This is a genomic window from Halobellus sp. H-GB7 (assembly GCF_030848585.1).
Classification (GTDB): domain Archaea; phylum Halobacteriota; class Halobacteria; order Halobacteriales; family Haloferacaceae; genus Haloquadratum; species Haloquadratum inordinatus.
On sequence record NZ_JAVDDW010000020.1, the window covers coordinates 1 to 16357 of the forward strand.

The following is a 16357-nucleotide window of genomic DNA, read 5'->3' on the forward strand; positions in this document are numbered from 1 at the left end:
AGATCGATCTGCCCGGTCAGTTTCGGATGTTCACAGGCCCCCGGGATCCGTTCGTTCAACGGTACCGTCGAAATCGTCGGTGAAAATCGATACCCGAGGGTCTCCGTCCTTTAGGATCGTGGGCGAGTAATCGCTCGGCGGATAATCCTGGGAACAGTTATTATGCACGCGATAATATTATCGTGTGCATAATGATCGACCGAGGTGCGGAACTGGGCTGGTTGCGCTCACATCTTGCTCGGGACGACCGTCAGTTGCTCGTTCTGTATGGTCGCCGTCGAGTCGGGAAGACAACGCTGGCGACGACCGCACTGGATGCGATCGACACGAAATCAGTGTATTACCTCTGTGACCAGCGTGGAACCGCACCTAATGCGGAACAGTTTGCTGCCCAATGTGCCGATCAGTTCGACGACGTCATCCCTGCCGTCGACGGCTTTGTCGATGCGTTCCGATATCTCTCGAACCGCGTCGACGACGCCTGCATCGTCGCGCTTGATGAGTTCTCGTATCTCGTTGCGGAAGACGAATCGATCCCATCAGTGTTTCAGACGATTGTTGACGACGTCCTCGATGGCACGGAGATTTCGCTTGTCCTCCTCGGATCGTCGATCTCGATGATGGAAGAAGGGGTGTTGAGCTACGAGAGTCCACTCTACGGCCGTCGAACCGGACAGTGGGAACTCACTCCGCTCTCGTTCGCTGATGCGCGGGCGTTTTTCGGCGACTACGATATCGAGACGCAGATCGAGGCCTACAGCGTCCTCGGTGGGGTTCCCGCATACCTCGAACAGTTCGAGCCCGACGCCTCGCTGCTGTCGAACATCGAATCGCACGTGCTCTCGAAAGGAGAATTTCTCTACGAGGAACCGGAGTTTCTGCTACGACAGGAACTCCGGGAGCCGGCGACGTATATGGCGATCCTCGAAGCGATCGCAGGCGGTTCGACCCGGGTGACGGAAATCGCCACCGAGATCGGCAAAGACGCCAGTAGCATCTCTCGGTATCTCAAGAATCTCTCGAAACTTGCGCTCGTGGTTCGAGAGACCCCGATCACCGACCCCGACGGCCGCGGTGTCTATCGAATCGCCGATGACTTTCTCCGCTTTTGGTTCCGATTCGTTGCGCCGAATCGCGGCGTCCTCGAACAGGGACGGACGGCCCCAGTCCGTCGGTCGATCGAGGAGGCATTACCAACACACACGAGTCAGACCTTCGAGAACATCTGTCAGCAGGCCGTCGCGACGAGTGCGTTCCCGGTTGCGTGCGATCGTGTCGGCCGCTGGTGGTACGATGGTGCGGAAATCGATGTCGTCGGACTGAACTCACAGACGGACACACTGCTGCTGGGCGAGTGTAAATGGACGAACGATCCCGTGGGTACGGGGCTTCTGACGGATCTCGAAGCCCTAACACCGGAGGTTCGATGGCATACTGGAGATCGGACGGTCGAGTACGCACTGTTTTCGCGATCTGGATTCACAGACGAGATCAAGGCACAGACCGCGGACCGATCGGATGTGCATCTGTTCTCCGTGCGGGATCTCGAAGCCATCTTCGACGCCCCATAGTGCCTGCACTCTTCCCTCAAGCGAACCTCATTGCCGAACTGATTCTCGTCGACGCAGCAACTTATGCGGCTGTTGGCCTCCGTATGAACCCGGAAAATCCCATCACGAGATTTCAGGAAGTCACAGTGGACTATTTTCGATCACCGTCGCTCGGAACTGCGCGGAGAGGCCGAACAGCGAGAGGAAGTACACCGTCGCGCCGACGGCCACGAGGAGAACCACCGTCGCGAAGTTGTGATTGAGACTCGTCGCCGTTTCCAGAATCGTCTCGGACCCGACGACGACGGCCGCCATCGCTACGGCGGCGACGAACTGCCGAGCGATTTCCCCGTACGGGATCGTGAAGTGGACTTCCGAGCGTAAGGCGGAGACTGCGAGGACGACGCCGAGCGCTGCGGACGCGGTTGTCGCCACCGCCGCGCCGACGACGCCCAGCGCGGATATCAACGCGACGTTCAGGACGACGTTCGCCGCGATGAACGCCGCGTTGATCCGGAATGCAACCCGCGGACGATCGATGCCGTTCAACGCGTTCAGGAGTTGCTTCTGATACCCGTAGAGCAGCGTCGCAAGAATCAGGATCCAGAGGACGGCCGCGCCCTGAACGAACTCCGGACCGTAAATACGGAGCAGCCGTTCGCCGAGCAAGAACCCGCCGAAGAGACCGGGGATCAGGATGAGCCCCCCGTACGTCAGCGAATCCTCGACGAGCCCGGCGACGGATTCTCTGTTGCCTTCCGCGTCGGCGCGGCTGAGTTCCGGGAAGAGCGTCGAACTCACCGCCGAGTCGAATAGCGTGAGAAACTTCGCGATGCTCCAGGCCGCCGAGTAGACGCCGACGAGCGACGACTGGACGAACACACCCAGGAGCAACACGTCGACGTCGTTGAACGACCGCGACTGGAGGCCGCCGATCCACGAGAACCTCGCGTACTCGTAGAGTGACTCGAAATGCTCGCGAGTCGGACGGGCGACACCCACCGAAAGCAGCGCGAGGCCGACGACGGCGACGAGGAAGTTTGCGATGGCGTAGCCCGCGATCATCCCGACCAATTCGAGCCCGACGAAGACCAGCGCGATCTGGATGACGCTGCGGACGGCGATCCCGACGGGGCTGAGAAGCCCCGTGAGGTGGACTTTCCGCTCGCCCTGCAGTGCCGAGTTCGTGAGCGATTGAAACAGTCCCAACAGCAAGAGTGCGACGACCAGCGGTGCGACCGGCTCGCCGACGTACGCGTTCACGGCTTCATCGAAGAGGAGCACGAGCGCACCGAGTGCGAGGCCGAGCGCCGCGACGACGAGTGCACCGGCAGTCGCGTACGCGGGCGTGTCTGTCCCCTCGCTCATTCGCTTGGTGATCGCCCCGGAGATGCCGAGATTTCCAGCTAGGGAGAGCCACGCCACGATCGCGAGCACGAGGGCGTACTGCCCCAGTACGGCGGCCCCGAGGGTTCGTGCGAAATAGAGGGTCGCAACGAATCCCAGTGCCGAACCGAGGAGCTTCGAGGCGAAGACGACGAAAGAGGTCTGGCCGATTCTCATCGTTGGGGACGGAAACGCGCGTGGCGTCGCTTGCGATTCACAGCAGACGTACGACGTCCGAGACGGTTGACATCCTCACCCGCCTGAAGGCGGGGTGAATCCCGAGCATTGGGATATTAGGGTTTGCAGTCTGCCTGCTCTTGTGGGTGGAATGCACCCGTAGTTGTATCGAACAGGTAGACTCCGGGCTGTGCCAAGCAGCCGTTACTCATATCCCCGGTTGGGGGAGTTTGAGTTATCTTTCGGCGGATATTCACTGCACCGTTCACGTCTGCGTTCATCGTCGTTGCACACGAGTTACAGACATACAGGCCACGCTCGACGCGGTTAGCGTCTCGAATCTGTCCACAACAGGAGCAGGTTTTCGAGGTGTTTTCCTCGTCCACACGGTCAACCAGTATCCCATGTGCTTCGGCTTTGTATTCCAGCAGGCGCGTGAAGCGGTCGAACTCCCACCCGTGAAGCTTCTTGTTTCCACGCTGGCCCCAGTCTCGTGAGTCGCCGTCGTCGTTCTCTCGAATATCACTCAGGTCGCCCACGGCTATCGTGCCGGTTTCTTCCTCGATACATCGTTCAACGATGTGTTTCGAGAGGGTGTGCAAGAAGTGGTCATTCCGGCGAGAGAGTTTCCGGCGGGCACGACGCGCCCGCTTTGATGGGCCGTTCTCACCCTCAGTCTGGTATTCTTCACGGGTGAAATAGTGCTTGTCCTGTTTCAGCCGGTTGCCGGGGTACAACTCGCTTGGACCGTCCTCGTAGTCGATAGCGAGGTAGTTGCTGATACCGAGGTCGATTCCGGCAGTGTCGTCGCCGGGCGCGTCTTCGACGGGAATTGCTTTCTCACAGACGAGATGTACTTCCCATCGGTCGCCATTCCAGACTGCCCGGACCTGCTGGATGTTCTCAACAGTCACGTCCGGTCGCGTCTCGTATTCCGCGAGGATGAAGTCTGAGCGCCCGTCTTTCAGGTTCCAGCCTTTCGAAAGGCGAACCTGCCCGTGTTTGTCGTCGTGTTTGATGCCTTTCTGTTTCCACGTCACAGTCGAGCGTGGGTGTCGGTCGCCACGTTTCCGGTAGCCCGGCGGGTTGTTGCCGTCGTCGGAGTTGTACCAACCCGTGAACGCCTCAGCAAGTTCTTCGAGAACTCGCTGACTTGACTGCGAATGGAGGTCACTGTAGCGTTCGTGGTCTTTCAACTCTGATTTCAATTCCTTCTCGTCAGGAATCTCACCGTCGTCGTCCCACCGTTGTTGGATGTAGTAGCGTCCGATGTTCCACAGTTTCGATGCTGCAAACCCGCACGCATCGAGGTCGTCACGAACCTGCTGGTGGTTCGTGATTTTGGCGACGTAGGTACGGGTCGTCTCCAGCATCGTCCTGTTTCATAATCAGTTATGAGTAGAATAGTGTTAATAGTGTCGGTTAACCGTGGAATACCCTGCCGAGCAGTCACTCGGTGGTCTGTTACTCACCGTGTCGGCTTCATCCCCCGCCTGTTCAGTCCTCGGTTCCGACAACAGGTGTCGGAACGCTCGTCCCTCACGGGAAGGCGGGGGTGTTCGCCTCGAATCTCTATAAGCCGTCCCAAACGAGAAGCCGGCGCGTTCCGTAATCGATGCCAAATGTATCGATACACAATCCTTACGGTAGTTCGTTGGTATCGATCGGCCGATGGATGTCTCCGTCGTCGTCTGCGCGTACGATCCGGACCAGTACGATGACCTCCGCGACGCGATCGAGAGCGTGCTGGCGCAGACGTACGACGACGTGGAAGTTGTGGTCGTGATCGACGGGAGCGACGAGCTCTATGAACGGGTGCAGAGCGAGTATGGCGACGTCGACGAGGTCGTTCTCCACTGTAACGACTCGAATATGGGGCTCTCGCGGAGCCGGAACGCCGGGATCGAACGGAGCAGCGGTGACGTCGTGGCGTTCCTCGACGACGACGCCGTTGCCAGAGACGACTGGCTCGCAGAACTGGTCGACACGTACGAACGCCGGGACGCGATTGCGGCCGGTGGCCGGATGGCCCCGCGATGGGTCGCCGGCGAACCCGAGTGGCTCCCGCCGGAGTTCTACTGGCTCGTCGGCGTCACTCACCGGGGCTTCCCGGAAGACGAACGCGAAGTCAGGAACACGTTCGGCTCGAACATTTCGTTCAAACGCGACGTGTTCGAGGAAGTCGGCGACTTCGACCCCAACCTGGGCCGCCACGGCGACAGGCAGATTCAGGGCGAGGAGACGGAGTTGTCGGCGCGAATGTACGAGGCATTCGGGGAACGCGTCTGGTACAATCCCGATGCCGTCGTCGAGCACAAGGTGTTCGAGTATCGGACCGACCCGCGGTGGCTTCTCGAGCGGGCGTTCTGGCAGGGCTACTCGAAGCGCGTCCTCGAGGAACTCATCGACGACGCCGGCGGTGAGGAGGGGGCATTCCTCTCGTATCTGCTGTTCGAGGGCTTGCCCGGCTACGCTATCGAGACAGTTCGGGATCGGTCGGTTGCGAGTGCGAAGAAAGGGCTATTCGCCGTCGTCCTCACTGCGGCAGTCGGACTCGGGTTCCTCTACGCGCTCGTTACGTAGGTGTGGGAGCGACTCTCTCGAAGAAGGTATGTCCGTGCCCCGAAAACTGCGGGTATGCTCGATTCTCGACGGATTGCGGTCACGGGGGCCGGCGGCTACATCGGCTCGCGGGTGGTCCGCGAATTTCTCGATGCGGGCGCTGACGTAGTTGCGATCGACGATCTATCTGGACACCAGACCTCGACGTTCCCGGACGCACAGTTCGTCGAACTCGACATTCGCGACGAGGAGCGACTGGAGACAGCGCTGTCGGATGTCGACGCGGTCTGTCACCTCGCGGCGATCAGCGGGATTCCGGATTGTACAAGCGATCCCGACCGTGCGTTCTCGGTCAACGTTCAGGGGACGGAGAACCTCGCGTGGTACTGCCGCAAACACGGGATTCCGCTGGCTTTTGCCTCCAGTATGGCTGTGATCGGCGAACCAGTCGAGTTCCCGATCGGAGCGGAACACCCGCGGGATCCGGTGAGTCTCTACGGCCTGACGAAGAAGATGAACGAGGACGACATCCACGATCTCGCCCGCGGTGCGTTCCCCGCACAGTTGTTCCTTACTGCGAACCTCTATGGGACGCACGAGTTCGGAGACGCAACTATCGGCAAAGAGACGGTGATCAACATCTTCATCCGCCGAGCGCTCGAATCAAAGCCACTGACGGTCCACCGGCCTGGAACGCAGACGTTCGATTTCATCCACGTGAAGGATGTCGCCCGCGCGTACCGGCACTCCGTTTCGGCCCTGCTGGACGGAGATAACGGCGCTACAGACATCCCGCTTGCGAGCGGTGAGCAGTTGAGCGTCATCGATGTCGCGGAACTGATCCAGCGCGTCTGTCAGGAGGAACAAGGTTACGAGCCGGAGATCGAATACGTGGAGGACCCGCGTGCGAGTCAGCCGACAGGTCCTGACTTCACCGTCGACACCTCCGCTGCATACGATCGGCTTGGATTCGAAACCGAGTACACCGTCGAAGGTTCCGTTCGTCGGGCGCTACGAAACGCCACATAGTAGTCCGCTTGTTGGCCCAATATATAGCCCGGGAGTCTACAGGCAGGCAGAGCCAGCAGGGTGTCTCGACACGTGACTCTCAAGCGGTTGACGCTGAACCCCATAGTTTTAGCAGTGTGTCGATCAAGGTCTGAACAGTCCAGCAGCTATGTCGAAGGATTTGCGTTCGGTCTTACGGAGTGAGCTCCAACGGTTGGAACGTGAGCTTGGCCGCGTTCCTACGCGTGCAGCGATGGTTGGCAAGGGGGGACACGACCCAGCACAGTTCATCGACGAGTATGGATCGTGGGAGGCAGCACTTGAAGACGCAGGCTTCAGTGCTGAGCGTCTCGAGGCAGAGCGGTACCACGGGATTACGGATGAAGCGTTTCGTCTGCAGATCGATGAATTGTTTGACGGAGACAGCGAGGATCAGTTCCGCGCAGAACTGCTCTTGGAGCTGCGCCGGTTGGCCGTTAATTTGGAAAAATCCCCATCAGTGTCCGAGCTTTCGTCGTATGGACAGTACTCACGGAGCCCCTATCGAGATCGATGGGACAGTTGGTCTGACGCTATTCGTGCCGCCGGTCTTGAACCGAACACCGGCGGTCAAGGCAACGCCGTCGGGCGGTCCGAATTAAAAGATGAAATCCGGCGCCTTGCTGATGAATTGGACCGTCAACCAACCCAGCGTGATCTCAGAGAACGCGGGCGCTTCTCGCGAACCCCATACTATCGGGAGTTTGGAACGTGGGCGAAAGCGTGCAAAGCCGCTCTTGACGAGCCGTGATCATCCGGTTATGTCTGCTGGATGTTCGTTGGCAGCACAATGCCCGTGCTTTGTCATACAGTCCGGCTGACTGATCGCGCGTGGAGGCTCGCACAGGCTTTCGACTTCGCCCCTTCACTGTTGAGGATCTCCAAGGCGACGAACTGTCATCATTAAATCAGCAGTGACTGACACGCGATGTCCCAACATCCACCAGCATTCGATTATCCCTTGCGACTCCGGACAGCACCGCCAACCAAACTCCGCCGAATCCAGCATAACGTCCCAAACCGGAAACTGGAAGCGCCCGTCGTCCTCGGCAGTGAAAAAGTCTCGTGTGATGTCCCCACCGGCCCCAACATAATGGCTACGCGTACACCACCCTCGATTAGTATCGACGATGGGAACGCCGGAAGCGCGACACTGGATCAGACGACGGATTGGCTTTAGGACGGGCCATAAGCATCTTAGTAGAGAGTGCTTTCGGATCCGACTAACCCACCAAAATCAGATCTGATATTCTGCCCCTCACCCTTATGTAGCACCTGTTGGAAGGGTGAATCGAATGGTTCCACTTCCTGCAGGAGGATTTGGGGCCAGACTGGAGACAACATACATATGTTCGAACAAGACGACGCCGACCGTGGTCAGGTCGGTATTGGTACGCTCATCGTGTTCATCGCGATGGTTCTCGTCGCTGCAATTGCGGCGGGTGTCCTCGTGAACACGGCCGGGTTCCTCCAGGCGACTGCGGAGGACGCCGGACAGGAGAGTGTCGACAAGGTGACGAATAGGCTCGACGTCGTGAGTACGCACGGATTAGTGAATGCAAGTGGCAGTGAAATGAAAATTGATAGTCTGAACCTGACAATTCGGCTCGCAGCTGGGTCTGGAGGAGTTTCGCTTCAAGACACCACAATAAAGTATGTGAGTGGGACAGAAGCCAAAAATCTCGTGTTCAAAAACACCTCAAAAACCGGTGCTCACGAGAAAACAAATGCGACCAGCCTTGATGCAAATAACTCCGGGCTCAATTCGACGGAATACACCGCTTACGCGCTGGACGACGACGGGGACAGCTCCTTCCCGGTGGTGAATAGTCAGGCCGACCGATTCGAAATCGTGATCAACACCTCGGTCGTCGAGGGTGGAACCGGGGGACTCAAAACGGGTGACACCGTCGACCTCGAGATTACCAGCCGGTCTGGTGGATCTACCCAGGTGATTATGACGATGCCGCAACAGCTTGCAGGCCAAGATGAAAACGACCCCATCCCACTCTAAGGTAAGACAATGTTAGACCTATTCAATCAAGACGAACGTGGTCAGGTCGGTATCGGTACGCTCATTGTGTTCATTGCGATGGTTCTCGTCGCCGCGATCGCGGCGGGCGTCCTCGTGAACACGGCTGGCTTCCTCCAAGCAACGGCGGAGGATGCAGGTCAAGAGAGCGTTGACAAGGTGACGAACAGAGTTGAGGTCGTCAATCAGCACGGAACGGTTGGGAATGATGACACAATCTCGAATATAACTTTGACAGTCCGACTGGCCGCTGGTTCAAGTGCTGTCGATATGGACACCACGTCGATTAAGTATCTCAGTGATACCAACGTCACAACGCTAGTCAACAGCACAGACAGCTACGACAACCCTGCAGGAAATGAAACGTACTTCAACCTCACTAAGGTTGAGGGGACCGACGAGGACGACTCGTTCGGTGTCCTCAACTCTGGCGGTGACCGTTACGAGGTGACTATCAACGCCTCTGCGATCAAAGGAGGCGACCAGTACGTTGGCCTCAAAACTGGTACACAGGTCCAGCTCGACATCACGAGTCAAACCGGTGGGACGACAACGGTCATCCTGACGATGCCCCAGCAACTCGCAGGGAAAGACGTCAAGGAGCCGGTCAAGCTCTAAAACAGGTCTGCATCTCGAGTTGGCGACGAGCGACTTTCATTTTCACTCACGCCGCGAGCGGTTAGGAGCTTGTTTTTTATCCACAATGTCCATCACTGTGTTTATTGAGTGTGAAGTCAGGATACAGAGCGGTTCACGGATTCAACGGCCTGGCATAGACACTGATGGCTGTGTCAGAAAGACATCTCTGGCAAAGTTCGCAAAGAATTGGTCGTGTCGAAAAATATTCTTGAATTTTAGGTCCGCGTTAAACCCTTCTATAATTTACAAGATCAATACTTTGTGTGCTTGTTGCACAGGAATTTACTCCTCGCATAGGCGTCTAGACTTGCGCTCTGACTCGAGCGAACATACTCCAGACCGCTTTGTGATGCGACCAAAATATTGAACCCCTCGTATTGTAATACCAAGAGTATGAAGGCAGTTGTCCTCGCCGCCGGCGAGGGGACGCGACTCAGGCCGCTCACGCGGACGCGGCCGAAGCCGATGATCCCCATCGGTAACCAGCCCCTTCTTGAACACGTCCTCGAAGCCGCACGCGAGGCGGGTATCGAGGAATTCGTGTTCGTCGTGGGCTACAAGCGCGAACGGATTCAGAGTTACTTCGGTGACGGTGACGACTGGGACGTCGATATCGAGTACGCCGTCCAGAAGACGCAACTCGGAACCGGCCACGGGCTCTTGCAAGCCGAATCACAGGTCGAAGGCGAGTTCATCGCGCTCAACGGCGACCGGATCGTCGAACCGAGCGCGATTTCGGCGGTTATGGACGAACGACGCAGCACGGGAAAGTCCATCATCGCTGTGACACGCCACGAGCACCCCGAAAACTACGGCGTGGTCGAACTCGAAGGTCGGACGGTTCGTTCTATCGAGGAGAAACCGCCAGCGTACACCGTACAGACCGATTACATCAACGCCGGCGTGTACGGACTCGACGACTCGATCTTCGAGGATTTGCGGTCTGCGGAGGCCGAAGGCGAGCTTGGGATCACGACCGCGCTCCGTGAACGCCGTGACGGGCTGCGTGCTGTCCCGTTCGACGGGCTCTGGCTCGACGTCTCTCACCTCTGGGACGTGCTCTCGGTCAACGGTCGTGTGCTCGACCGGCTCGAACCATCTGAATCATCGACAGCCGCGATCCACGAACGAGTGACGGTCGTCGACCAGACGTCGCTCGGATCCGACGTTCGCATCCGACCGGGGGCGACAGTGTTACCCGGCACGTCACTCGGCGACAACGTGGTGATCGGATCGAACGCCGTCGTCGCGAACGCGGTCGTACTTCCGGATGCGCGGATCGGTGACGGCGCGGTCGTTCGCGACTGTATCGTCGGTGAGAACGCCTCTATCGGGCCGAACGCGACGGTCGAAGGTGGCGAGACGAACGTCGTCGTCGACAACGACGTGTACGAGCAGGTACGCCTGGGCGGTGTCGTGGGCGACAACGGGTCGCTCGGCGGTGGCGTTACGCTTTCGCCGGGAACCGTGCTCGGCAATCAGACAACCGTCGAATCGGGGTGTCACGTGAGCGGGCGGATCGAACACGACGCGGTCGTGCGGAGGGGATAAGATGTGTGGAATCATCGGATACGTCGGTCGGGAAGACGCATTGCCGATCCTGAGAGACGGGCTCTCGAACCTCGAATACCGCGGTTACGACTCGGCGGGAGTTGCCCTCGGTGGTGGGAGCTTAGACGTCTACAAGAAGGAGGGCGAACTCTCGGCACTCACCGAAATTCTGCCGGACAGTTCGACGGCGACGATGGGAATCGGCCACACGCGGTGGTCGACGCACGGCGAGCCCACGGACGTGAACGCTCATCCGCACACGAACGAATCGGGCGACGTCGCGGTCGTCCACAACGGGATCATCGAGAACTACGATACGCTGCGGGAGGAGCTCGAAGCACGCGGTCACGAGTTCACGAGCGATACCGACACAGAGGTCGTCCCGCACCTCGTCGAAGAGGAACTGGAACCCGAGCGTGACCTCGTCGACGTGGTTTCGAGCGTCGTCAATCGGCTCGAAGGGAACTACGCGCTCGGCGTCGTCGTCGCGGGCCGCGATGGCATCGTCGCGACGCGACGCGGCAACCCGCTCGTGCTTGGATTCGCCGACCACGGGACATTCCTCGCGAGCGACGTCCCCGCGTTCGTCGAACACACCCGGCGCGTGAGCTATCCGGAAGAAGGTGACGTGATTCATATCACCGAAGAGGGCGCGACGGTGTACGTCGACGGCGAGGAAGTCTCACGTGCGGTGCAGGAGGTCGACTGGGACGCCGAAGCGGCTGAGAAAGGCGGCTACGAGCACTATATGCTCAAGGAGATCCACGAGCAGCCGACGGCGCTTCGCCAGGCGATTTCAGGTCGGGTCGATGAGATGAAAGGAGAGGTAGACTTAGAGATCGACCTCCCGAAAGAATACCTGAACTCGCTGGAGGAAGTGCAGTTCATCGCCTGCGGGACGTCGTATCACGCGGGACTCTATGCTGCAAAACTGTTCGAGGAGCACGCCGACGTTCGCACCTCTGTGGAGGTCGCCTCGGAGTACGAATTCGACGGCGGACGCGACCCGTGGCGGACCCTCGTGGTGGCCGTCACGCAGAGCGGCGAGACAGCCGATACGCTGTCCGCACTCAAGCGGGCCAAGCGCGCCGGCGCACGGACGCTCGCAGTGACGAACACACTCGGGAGCACGGTGACCCGACTGGTAGACGACACAGTGTTCATCCGCGCTGGCCCGGAAATCGGCGTCGCCGCGACGAAAACGTTCTGTTCACAGGTGGCAACACTGACGCTAGTGGCAGTCCACGTGAGTCGGCAGCGCGGAACGATTTCGACGGCGGACGCCCAGGAGTTGCTGTCCGACGTCCGTGGCTTGCCAGGGGCCGTACAACAGGTGTTGGATAACGAGGAGCAGGTGCGTCTGGCAGCAGAAGAGTACGCCGACGGCGACGCGTTCTTCTTCATCGGGCGATGGTTAGGGGCTCCAGTTGCGTTAGAGGGAGCGCTGAAGCTGAAAGAGATTTCGTACGATCACGCCGAAGGGTTCCCTGCGGGGGAACTAAAGCACGGGCCGCTGGCGCTTGTGACATCTGAGACGCCTGTGCTGGCCGTGTTGACTGAGGGGGCCAACGCTGACGAGACGCTGAATAACGTTAAAGAGGTTGAGTCTCGGGGCGCACCCGTGATCGGATGTGCCTCTGACACGATAGGAGATGCTGAGAAATTCGCCGAGGAGGTGTTTTGGGTGCCCGAACTGGGCGAGCTAGAGCCGCTCGTGGCGAACGTCTACTTCCAGTTGTTCAGCTACCACGTGGCGAATCTGAAGGGTCGAGCTATCGACAAGCCACGAAACCTAGCGAAGAGTGTGACCGTAGAGTAGTGGCTGCTACAGTAACGTAGTCTCGTCACTTCTATATTTCACCCTTAGAAGGTTTCAGTATATGTCCGACAGGGGAGTTTGTGTCGTCACGCATCCGCTGAGTGCAGCAGGAGAGAATGCGACGCGGACGTTGCTAGATATTCTGGCTTCCATTGGTCCCGTCAGTTTAGTTACTGCTGATCTCCCCGAGGAGTCGTCGATCCGTGACACGCGGGACGTGATCGAACTCACCTCGAAGGGGGCCGGCGATCACATCCTCGTTGCAGCACTCCGATTCGTACTGAATCAGATTCGGATGTGTCTGGTGCTTCGGCGGCGACGCGAGCCCGTCGTGCTGTTTTTTGGAGCTACCTCCTATCTCCTGCCGATTCTGTTCGCGCGTGCGGTTGGGAAGACAGTGCTCGTTGAACCTCGTGGCGACGTTCCCCTAACGCTCCGCCTCAACTGGGAACAAAGACTACCGTCGGCCGTCGCGTGGGGTCTGGCAGGATCTGTGAGTCTCCTCGAATCCGTGGGATTTGCCGCGGCTCATCGTGTCGTGACGTACACCCCAAATATGGCCCGGGAGCTCGGGGCGGATCCAGATTCAGACCGGGTGTATCCACACGGTGCACGGTACGTCGACACAGAACGCTTCTCGGTAACGACTCCATTCGGCGATCGCGATGACGTCGTTGGCTTTGTGGGGCGTCTCGACGAAGAGAAAGGGATCCGCGAACTGGCTGAGGTTGCAAAGCGGCTTCCGGAAGGCGTCACGTTCCGCTTCGTCGGAGACGGACCACTGTACGAGTGGCTCGCGTCCGAACTATCAGAGGAGATCGAGACCGGAGCTGTCGAACTCGCCGGGTGGGTCGATCACAAAGACGTTCCTATCGAGTTGAATCGGATGAAGCTGCTCGTGATGCCTTCGCATCCAACGGAAGGCTTGCCGACGACGATACTGGAATCGCTCGCGTGTGGAACACCAGTCTATGCAACGCCAGTCTCGGGAGTCCCCGACGTCGTGAAAGAGGACGAAACTGGATTTCTGATGCGCGACCGAGAGGCAGAGGCAATTTTCCACGATATCGAGGACATCATCTCGACGGATACTGCACTTGCGAGCGTAAGCGATCGTGGCCGGGCGTTGATCGAAGACGAGTACAGCTTCAGTGCAGCACAGGCTCGGTATCGAGAGTTACTATCAGAGGTAGAGCACTGACTGGCTGTCTATGAACTTCGCACGAGCGGCTCGTACCACTCGCGGTTCGCTTTGTACCAGTCGATGAAATTGGCGACGCCCTCCCGAATATCCGTGCTCGGTTCGTAATCGATGAGTTCGCCGGCCTTCGAAACATCCGCATACGTGTGACGAGCATCGGCGTCTTTCGCGTCTTCGTGGACGATATCAACGTCGGCGTCGGTCTCTTCGACAACGTACTCGGCGAGTTCGCGGATCGAAATGTTGTCGCTTGAACCGATGTTCATCGCCTCACCGTCTGCAGCATCGGTTTCTAACAACTCGAGGTTCGCCTCGACAATATCGTCGATGTACGTGAAGTCCCGGGTTTGCTGGCCATCGCCGTAGATGATCGGTGGCTCGTCGTTCAAACAGCGTGAGACGAAGTTCGAGATCGCCATATTCGGACGCATACGAGGCCCATAAACCGTGAAGTAGCGGAGATTCACTGTTGCAATATCCCGAAGGTCGTTGTAGATGTTGCAGTAGTGTTCGGCTGCGAGCTTTGTGACCGCATAGGGGCTTTTTGGGTGGTTCGGGTGCTCCTCGTCGTACGGAAGGTACTCTGGGACACCGTACACAGAGGATGACGAGGCGTTCACAACGCGTTCGACGCCGTGGTCTGCAGCCGCTTCGAGGACAGTTACGATTCCGTCGATGTTGTTTTCGTTGTAAGCTTTTGGCTGTTCGACGCTAGTGCGGACACCAGCCTTCGACGCTTCGTGAAAAATGACGTCAACATCGTGTCCCGCGATAATTTCCTCAACGAGTTCGTCGTCAGTCGTCGCGCCTTCGACAAATTCGAAACGTTCGTCGCCCACCCAACGACAGACATCGAGATTGTGTTCTTTGATCCCGAGGTCGTAGTATGGATCGAATTTGTCGAGAACGACGACCTGATGTCCCTTTCGGAGGAGTCCTTCCGCGAGATTCGAACCGATGAACCCCGCACCGCCCGTGACGAGAACTTGCATATGGCCAGGTTCGATTAGGGTTCGTTTGTCGCTTCCGGTTCCGGTTCCGAGGCCGTCTGTAGTTGAGCCTCCGGTAAGCGATCTTCAGCCCGATCGCGGTCTTCTGGGAATCCAACGTCGATACGCCAGCCATCTAAACGAATTGCGTCGATGGTTCGTCCGGACTGGATCAAGAGATCGATCGCATCCGGGAGTTCGTACTCGCCGCGATCAGAGGGCTGGACGAGATGGCACGCGTGGAAGATGGCCGGAGTGAACGTGTAGAAGCCGGTCATTACGAGGTTTGACGGTGGATCGTCGGGTTTCTCTACCACGCGCTGGATCTCACCATACTCGTTGGTGTCGCAGACGCCGTACCGTGAAGCGTCTTCCATCGGGACTTCTTCGACGAGGAAGGCCGCGTCGGCACGATCTTCCTGCTGCCGGTTGACGACATCACCGAGATTGCCTCGGAAGACGTTGTCTCCGAGCATCAACACGAAATCGTCGTCGATGTGTGGCTCGGCTTGGAGAAGAGCGTGTGCGAGGCCCAGTTGTTCCCGTTGGTGCGCATAGGTAATTGGGCGACCTCTATACTCGTCACCGTAGCGCTCCATTATCTTCTCTTTCTTGTAGCCGACGACGACGACAAATCCGTCGATACCGATGTCGAGTAAGTTGTCAAAGACGTCCTCGATGAGTGGTTTGCCGTCTACCTCGACCAATACTTTCGGCTTGTCTTCTGTCAAGGGACGAAGACGAGTTCCTTCCCCAGCGGCTAGGACAACAGCTTTCATATTTATAATTGGAAACGGTCCAATTAAAATACCTTCTGCTGGCACTGTTCAGATAAGGTCGAAAAGTGAGGCGGGTTAGCTTCTCGCTCTTGGGTAGAGGATTGTTGGTGAGTTCTCAGCAGTAGTTGGAAGTCACAGCGGGCAAGGGTGACGCGACCGCGTCACCCGACGAACAATGTTCCCTATCAAGACGTTCGTCTCGGAGCGTCGCGCCGCGAACCTGCTGGAACAGGTTCGCTGGCGCGACGGCGTCTATTTCCCACGCTGCCGTGGCGAATCTGTGATTCGGTACGGCAGCTATCGCGTGTTTCAGCGGTATCTCTGTAAGGATTGCGACCGCACGTTCAACGATCAGACCGGCACGATCTTCGAACATTCTTCGGTGGCGCTCAGAAAGTGGTTTCTCGCCGTCTACACCTACATCCGCTTCAACACAAGTCTCAGGCAATTAGACGTAGATATTGACGTTTCATACAAGACGATCTACCGGCGCGTCCAGCGCTTTTTGCGAGCGCTGGACGCGCCTCGACTACAGCTCGAAGGCCCCATCGAGATAGATGAATTCTACGTGAAAGCAGGTCTCAAGGGCCGCGAGCGCGACCAGCCGTCGCGCTCGCGTGGCCTG

14 protein-coding genes are annotated in these 16357 nt (G+C 58.3%); 10 read left to right on the forward strand and 4 right to left on the reverse strand.

Annotation, left to right across the window (positions count from 1 at the left end):
- Positions 1 to 191: 191 nt before the first annotated feature.
- A complete protein-coding gene (locus tag RBH22_RS17455) occupies positions 192 to 1571 on the forward strand; it encodes an ATP-binding protein (RefSeq protein WP_306678631.1) in 1380 nt (459 codons plus the stop codon).
- Positions 1572 to 1691: 120 nt separating this feature from the next.
- Here RBH22_RS17455 and RBH22_RS17460 read toward each other — a convergent pair whose 3' ends face one another.
- Entirely contained in the window at positions 1692 to 3113 is a 1422-nt protein-coding gene (locus tag RBH22_RS17460; protein WP_306678634.1) for an oligosaccharide flippase family protein, read from the reverse strand.
- A 116-nt stretch (positions 3114 to 3229) separates the two neighbouring features.
- Positions 3230 to 4486: a transposase gene (locus tag RBH22_RS17465; protein ID WP_306678636.1), complete on the reverse strand. Its 1257-nt coding sequence runs from the start codon at positions 4484 to 4486 to the stop codon at positions 3230 to 3232.
- 298 nt (positions 4487 to 4784) lie between these two features.
- On the opposite strand from RBH22_RS17465, the gene aglG reads away from it, so the two are divergent.
- From aglG to RBH22_RS17505, 8 genes are all read left to right on the forward strand, one after another.
- Positions 4785 to 5696, forward strand: a complete 912-nt coding sequence (gene aglG / locus RBH22_RS17470) for a glucosyl-dolichyl phosphate glucuronosyltransferase (protein ID WP_306678639.1) — start codon at positions 4785 to 4787, stop codon at positions 5694 to 5696.
- 54 nt (positions 5697 to 5750) lie between these two features.
- Positions 5751 to 6704 carry an NAD-dependent epimerase/dehydratase family protein gene (locus RBH22_RS17475; protein ID WP_306678641.1) on the forward strand — a complete coding sequence of 318 codons (954 nt, stop codon included), beginning with the start codon at positions 5751 to 5753 and terminating at the stop codon, positions 6702 to 6704.
- A gap of 148 nt (positions 6705 to 6852) precedes the next feature.
- Positions 6853 to 7473, forward strand: coding sequence for a hypothetical protein (locus tag RBH22_RS17480; RefSeq protein WP_306678643.1), 621 nt, complete (start codon positions 6853 to 6855; stop codon positions 7471 to 7473).
- A gap of 597 nt (positions 7474 to 8070) precedes the next feature.
- Positions 8071 to 8736, forward strand: a complete 666-nt coding sequence (locus RBH22_RS17485) for an archaellin/type IV pilin N-terminal domain-containing protein (RefSeq protein ID WP_306678644.1) — start codon at positions 8071 to 8073, stop codon at positions 8734 to 8736.
- Between the two features lie 9 nt (positions 8737 to 8745).
- A complete protein-coding gene (locus tag RBH22_RS17490) occupies positions 8746 to 9372 on the forward strand; it encodes an archaellin/type IV pilin N-terminal domain-containing protein (RefSeq protein ID WP_306678646.1) in 627 nt (208 codons plus the stop codon).
- Positions 9373 to 9786: 414 nt separating this feature from the next.
- Positions 9787 to 10944 (forward strand): sugar phosphate nucleotidyltransferase, encoded by a 1158-nt coding sequence (locus tag RBH22_RS17495; protein ID WP_306678648.1) that lies wholly within the window; start codon positions 9787 to 9789, stop codon positions 10942 to 10944.
- 1 nt (position 10945) lies between these two features.
- Positions 10946 to 12763: a glutamine--fructose-6-phosphate transaminase (isomerizing) gene (gene glmS, locus RBH22_RS17500; protein WP_306678650.1), complete on the forward strand. Its 1818-nt coding sequence runs from the start codon at positions 10946 to 10948 to the stop codon at positions 12761 to 12763.
- Positions 12764 to 12824: 61 nt separating this feature from the next.
- Positions 12825 to 13964, forward strand: coding sequence for a glycosyltransferase (locus RBH22_RS17505; protein ID WP_306678652.1), 1140 nt, complete (start codon positions 12825 to 12827; stop codon positions 13962 to 13964).
- An 8-nt stretch (positions 13965 to 13972) separates the two neighbouring features.
- Here RBH22_RS17505 and RBH22_RS17510 read toward each other — a convergent pair whose 3' ends face one another.
- Together RBH22_RS17510 and aglF are read right to left on the reverse strand one after the other, a co-directional pair.
- The gene (locus RBH22_RS17510) at positions 13973 to 14956 is read right to left on the reverse strand and encodes a GDP-mannose 4,6-dehydratase (RefSeq protein WP_306678655.1); all 984 of its coding nucleotides are present in this window, start codon (positions 14954 to 14956) and stop codon (positions 13973 to 13975) included.
- Between the two features lie 14 nt (positions 14957 to 14970).
- The gene (aglF, locus tag RBH22_RS17515) at positions 14971 to 15732 is read right to left on the reverse strand and encodes a UTP--glucose-1-phosphate uridylyltransferase AglF (protein WP_306678660.1); all 762 of its coding nucleotides are present in this window, start codon (positions 15730 to 15732) and stop codon (positions 14971 to 14973) included.
- 175 nt (positions 15733 to 15907) lie between these two features.
- Here aglF and RBH22_RS17520 point away from each other — a divergent pair.
- The coding region (locus tag RBH22_RS17520) for a transposase (protein ID WP_306678658.1) at positions 15908 to 16357 on the forward strand (450 nt) is incomplete at its 3' end.

Excerpts from the sequence above, each read along its gene's own strand:
- RBH22_RS17465 (WP_306678636.1), bottom strand. The coding sequence starts at position 4,486 with ATGCTGGAGACGACCCGTACCTACGTCGCCAAAATCACGAACCACCAG.
- RBH22_RS17485 (WP_306678644.1), top strand. The coding sequence starts at position 8,071 with ATGTTCGAACAAGACGACGCCGACCGTGGTCAGGTCGGTATTGGTACG.
- RBH22_RS17480 (WP_306678643.1), top strand. The coding sequence starts at position 6,853 with ATGTCGAAGGATTTGCGTTCGGTCTTACGGAGTGAGCTCCAACGGTTG.
- RBH22_RS17455 (WP_306678631.1), top strand. The coding sequence starts at position 192 with ATGATCGACCGAGGTGCGGAACTGGGCTGGTTGCGCTCACATCTTGCT.
- RBH22_RS17510 (WP_306678655.1), bottom strand. The coding sequence starts at position 14,956 with ATGCAAGTTCTCGTCACGGGCGGTGCGGGGTTCATCGGTTCGAATCTC.
- aglG (WP_306678639.1), top strand. The coding sequence starts at position 4,785 with ATGGATGTCTCCGTCGTCGTCTGCGCGTACGATCCGGACCAGTACGAT.
- RBH22_RS17490 (WP_306678646.1), top strand. The coding sequence starts at position 8,746 with ATGTTAGACCTATTCAATCAAGACGAACGTGGTCAGGTCGGTATCGGT.
- aglF (WP_306678660.1), bottom strand. The coding sequence starts at position 15,732 with ATGAAAGCTGTTGTCCTAGCCGCTGGGGAAGGAACTCGTCTTCGTCCC.
- RBH22_RS17495 (WP_306678648.1), top strand. The coding sequence starts at position 9,787 with ATGAAGGCAGTTGTCCTCGCCGCCGGCGAGGGGACGCGACTCAGGCCG.
- glmS (WP_306678650.1), top strand. The coding sequence starts at position 10,946 with ATGTGTGGAATCATCGGATACGTCGGTCGGGAAGACGCATTGCCGATC.
- RBH22_RS17505 (WP_306678652.1), top strand. The coding sequence starts at position 12,825 with ATGTCCGACAGGGGAGTTTGTGTCGTCACGCATCCGCTGAGTGCAGCA.
- RBH22_RS17460 (WP_306678634.1), bottom strand. The coding sequence starts at position 3,113 with ATGAGAATCGGCCAGACCTCTTTCGTCGTCTTCGCCTCGAAGCTCCTC.
- RBH22_RS17475 (WP_306678641.1), top strand. The coding sequence starts at position 5,751 with ATGCTCGATTCTCGACGGATTGCGGTCACGGGGGCCGGCGGCTACATC.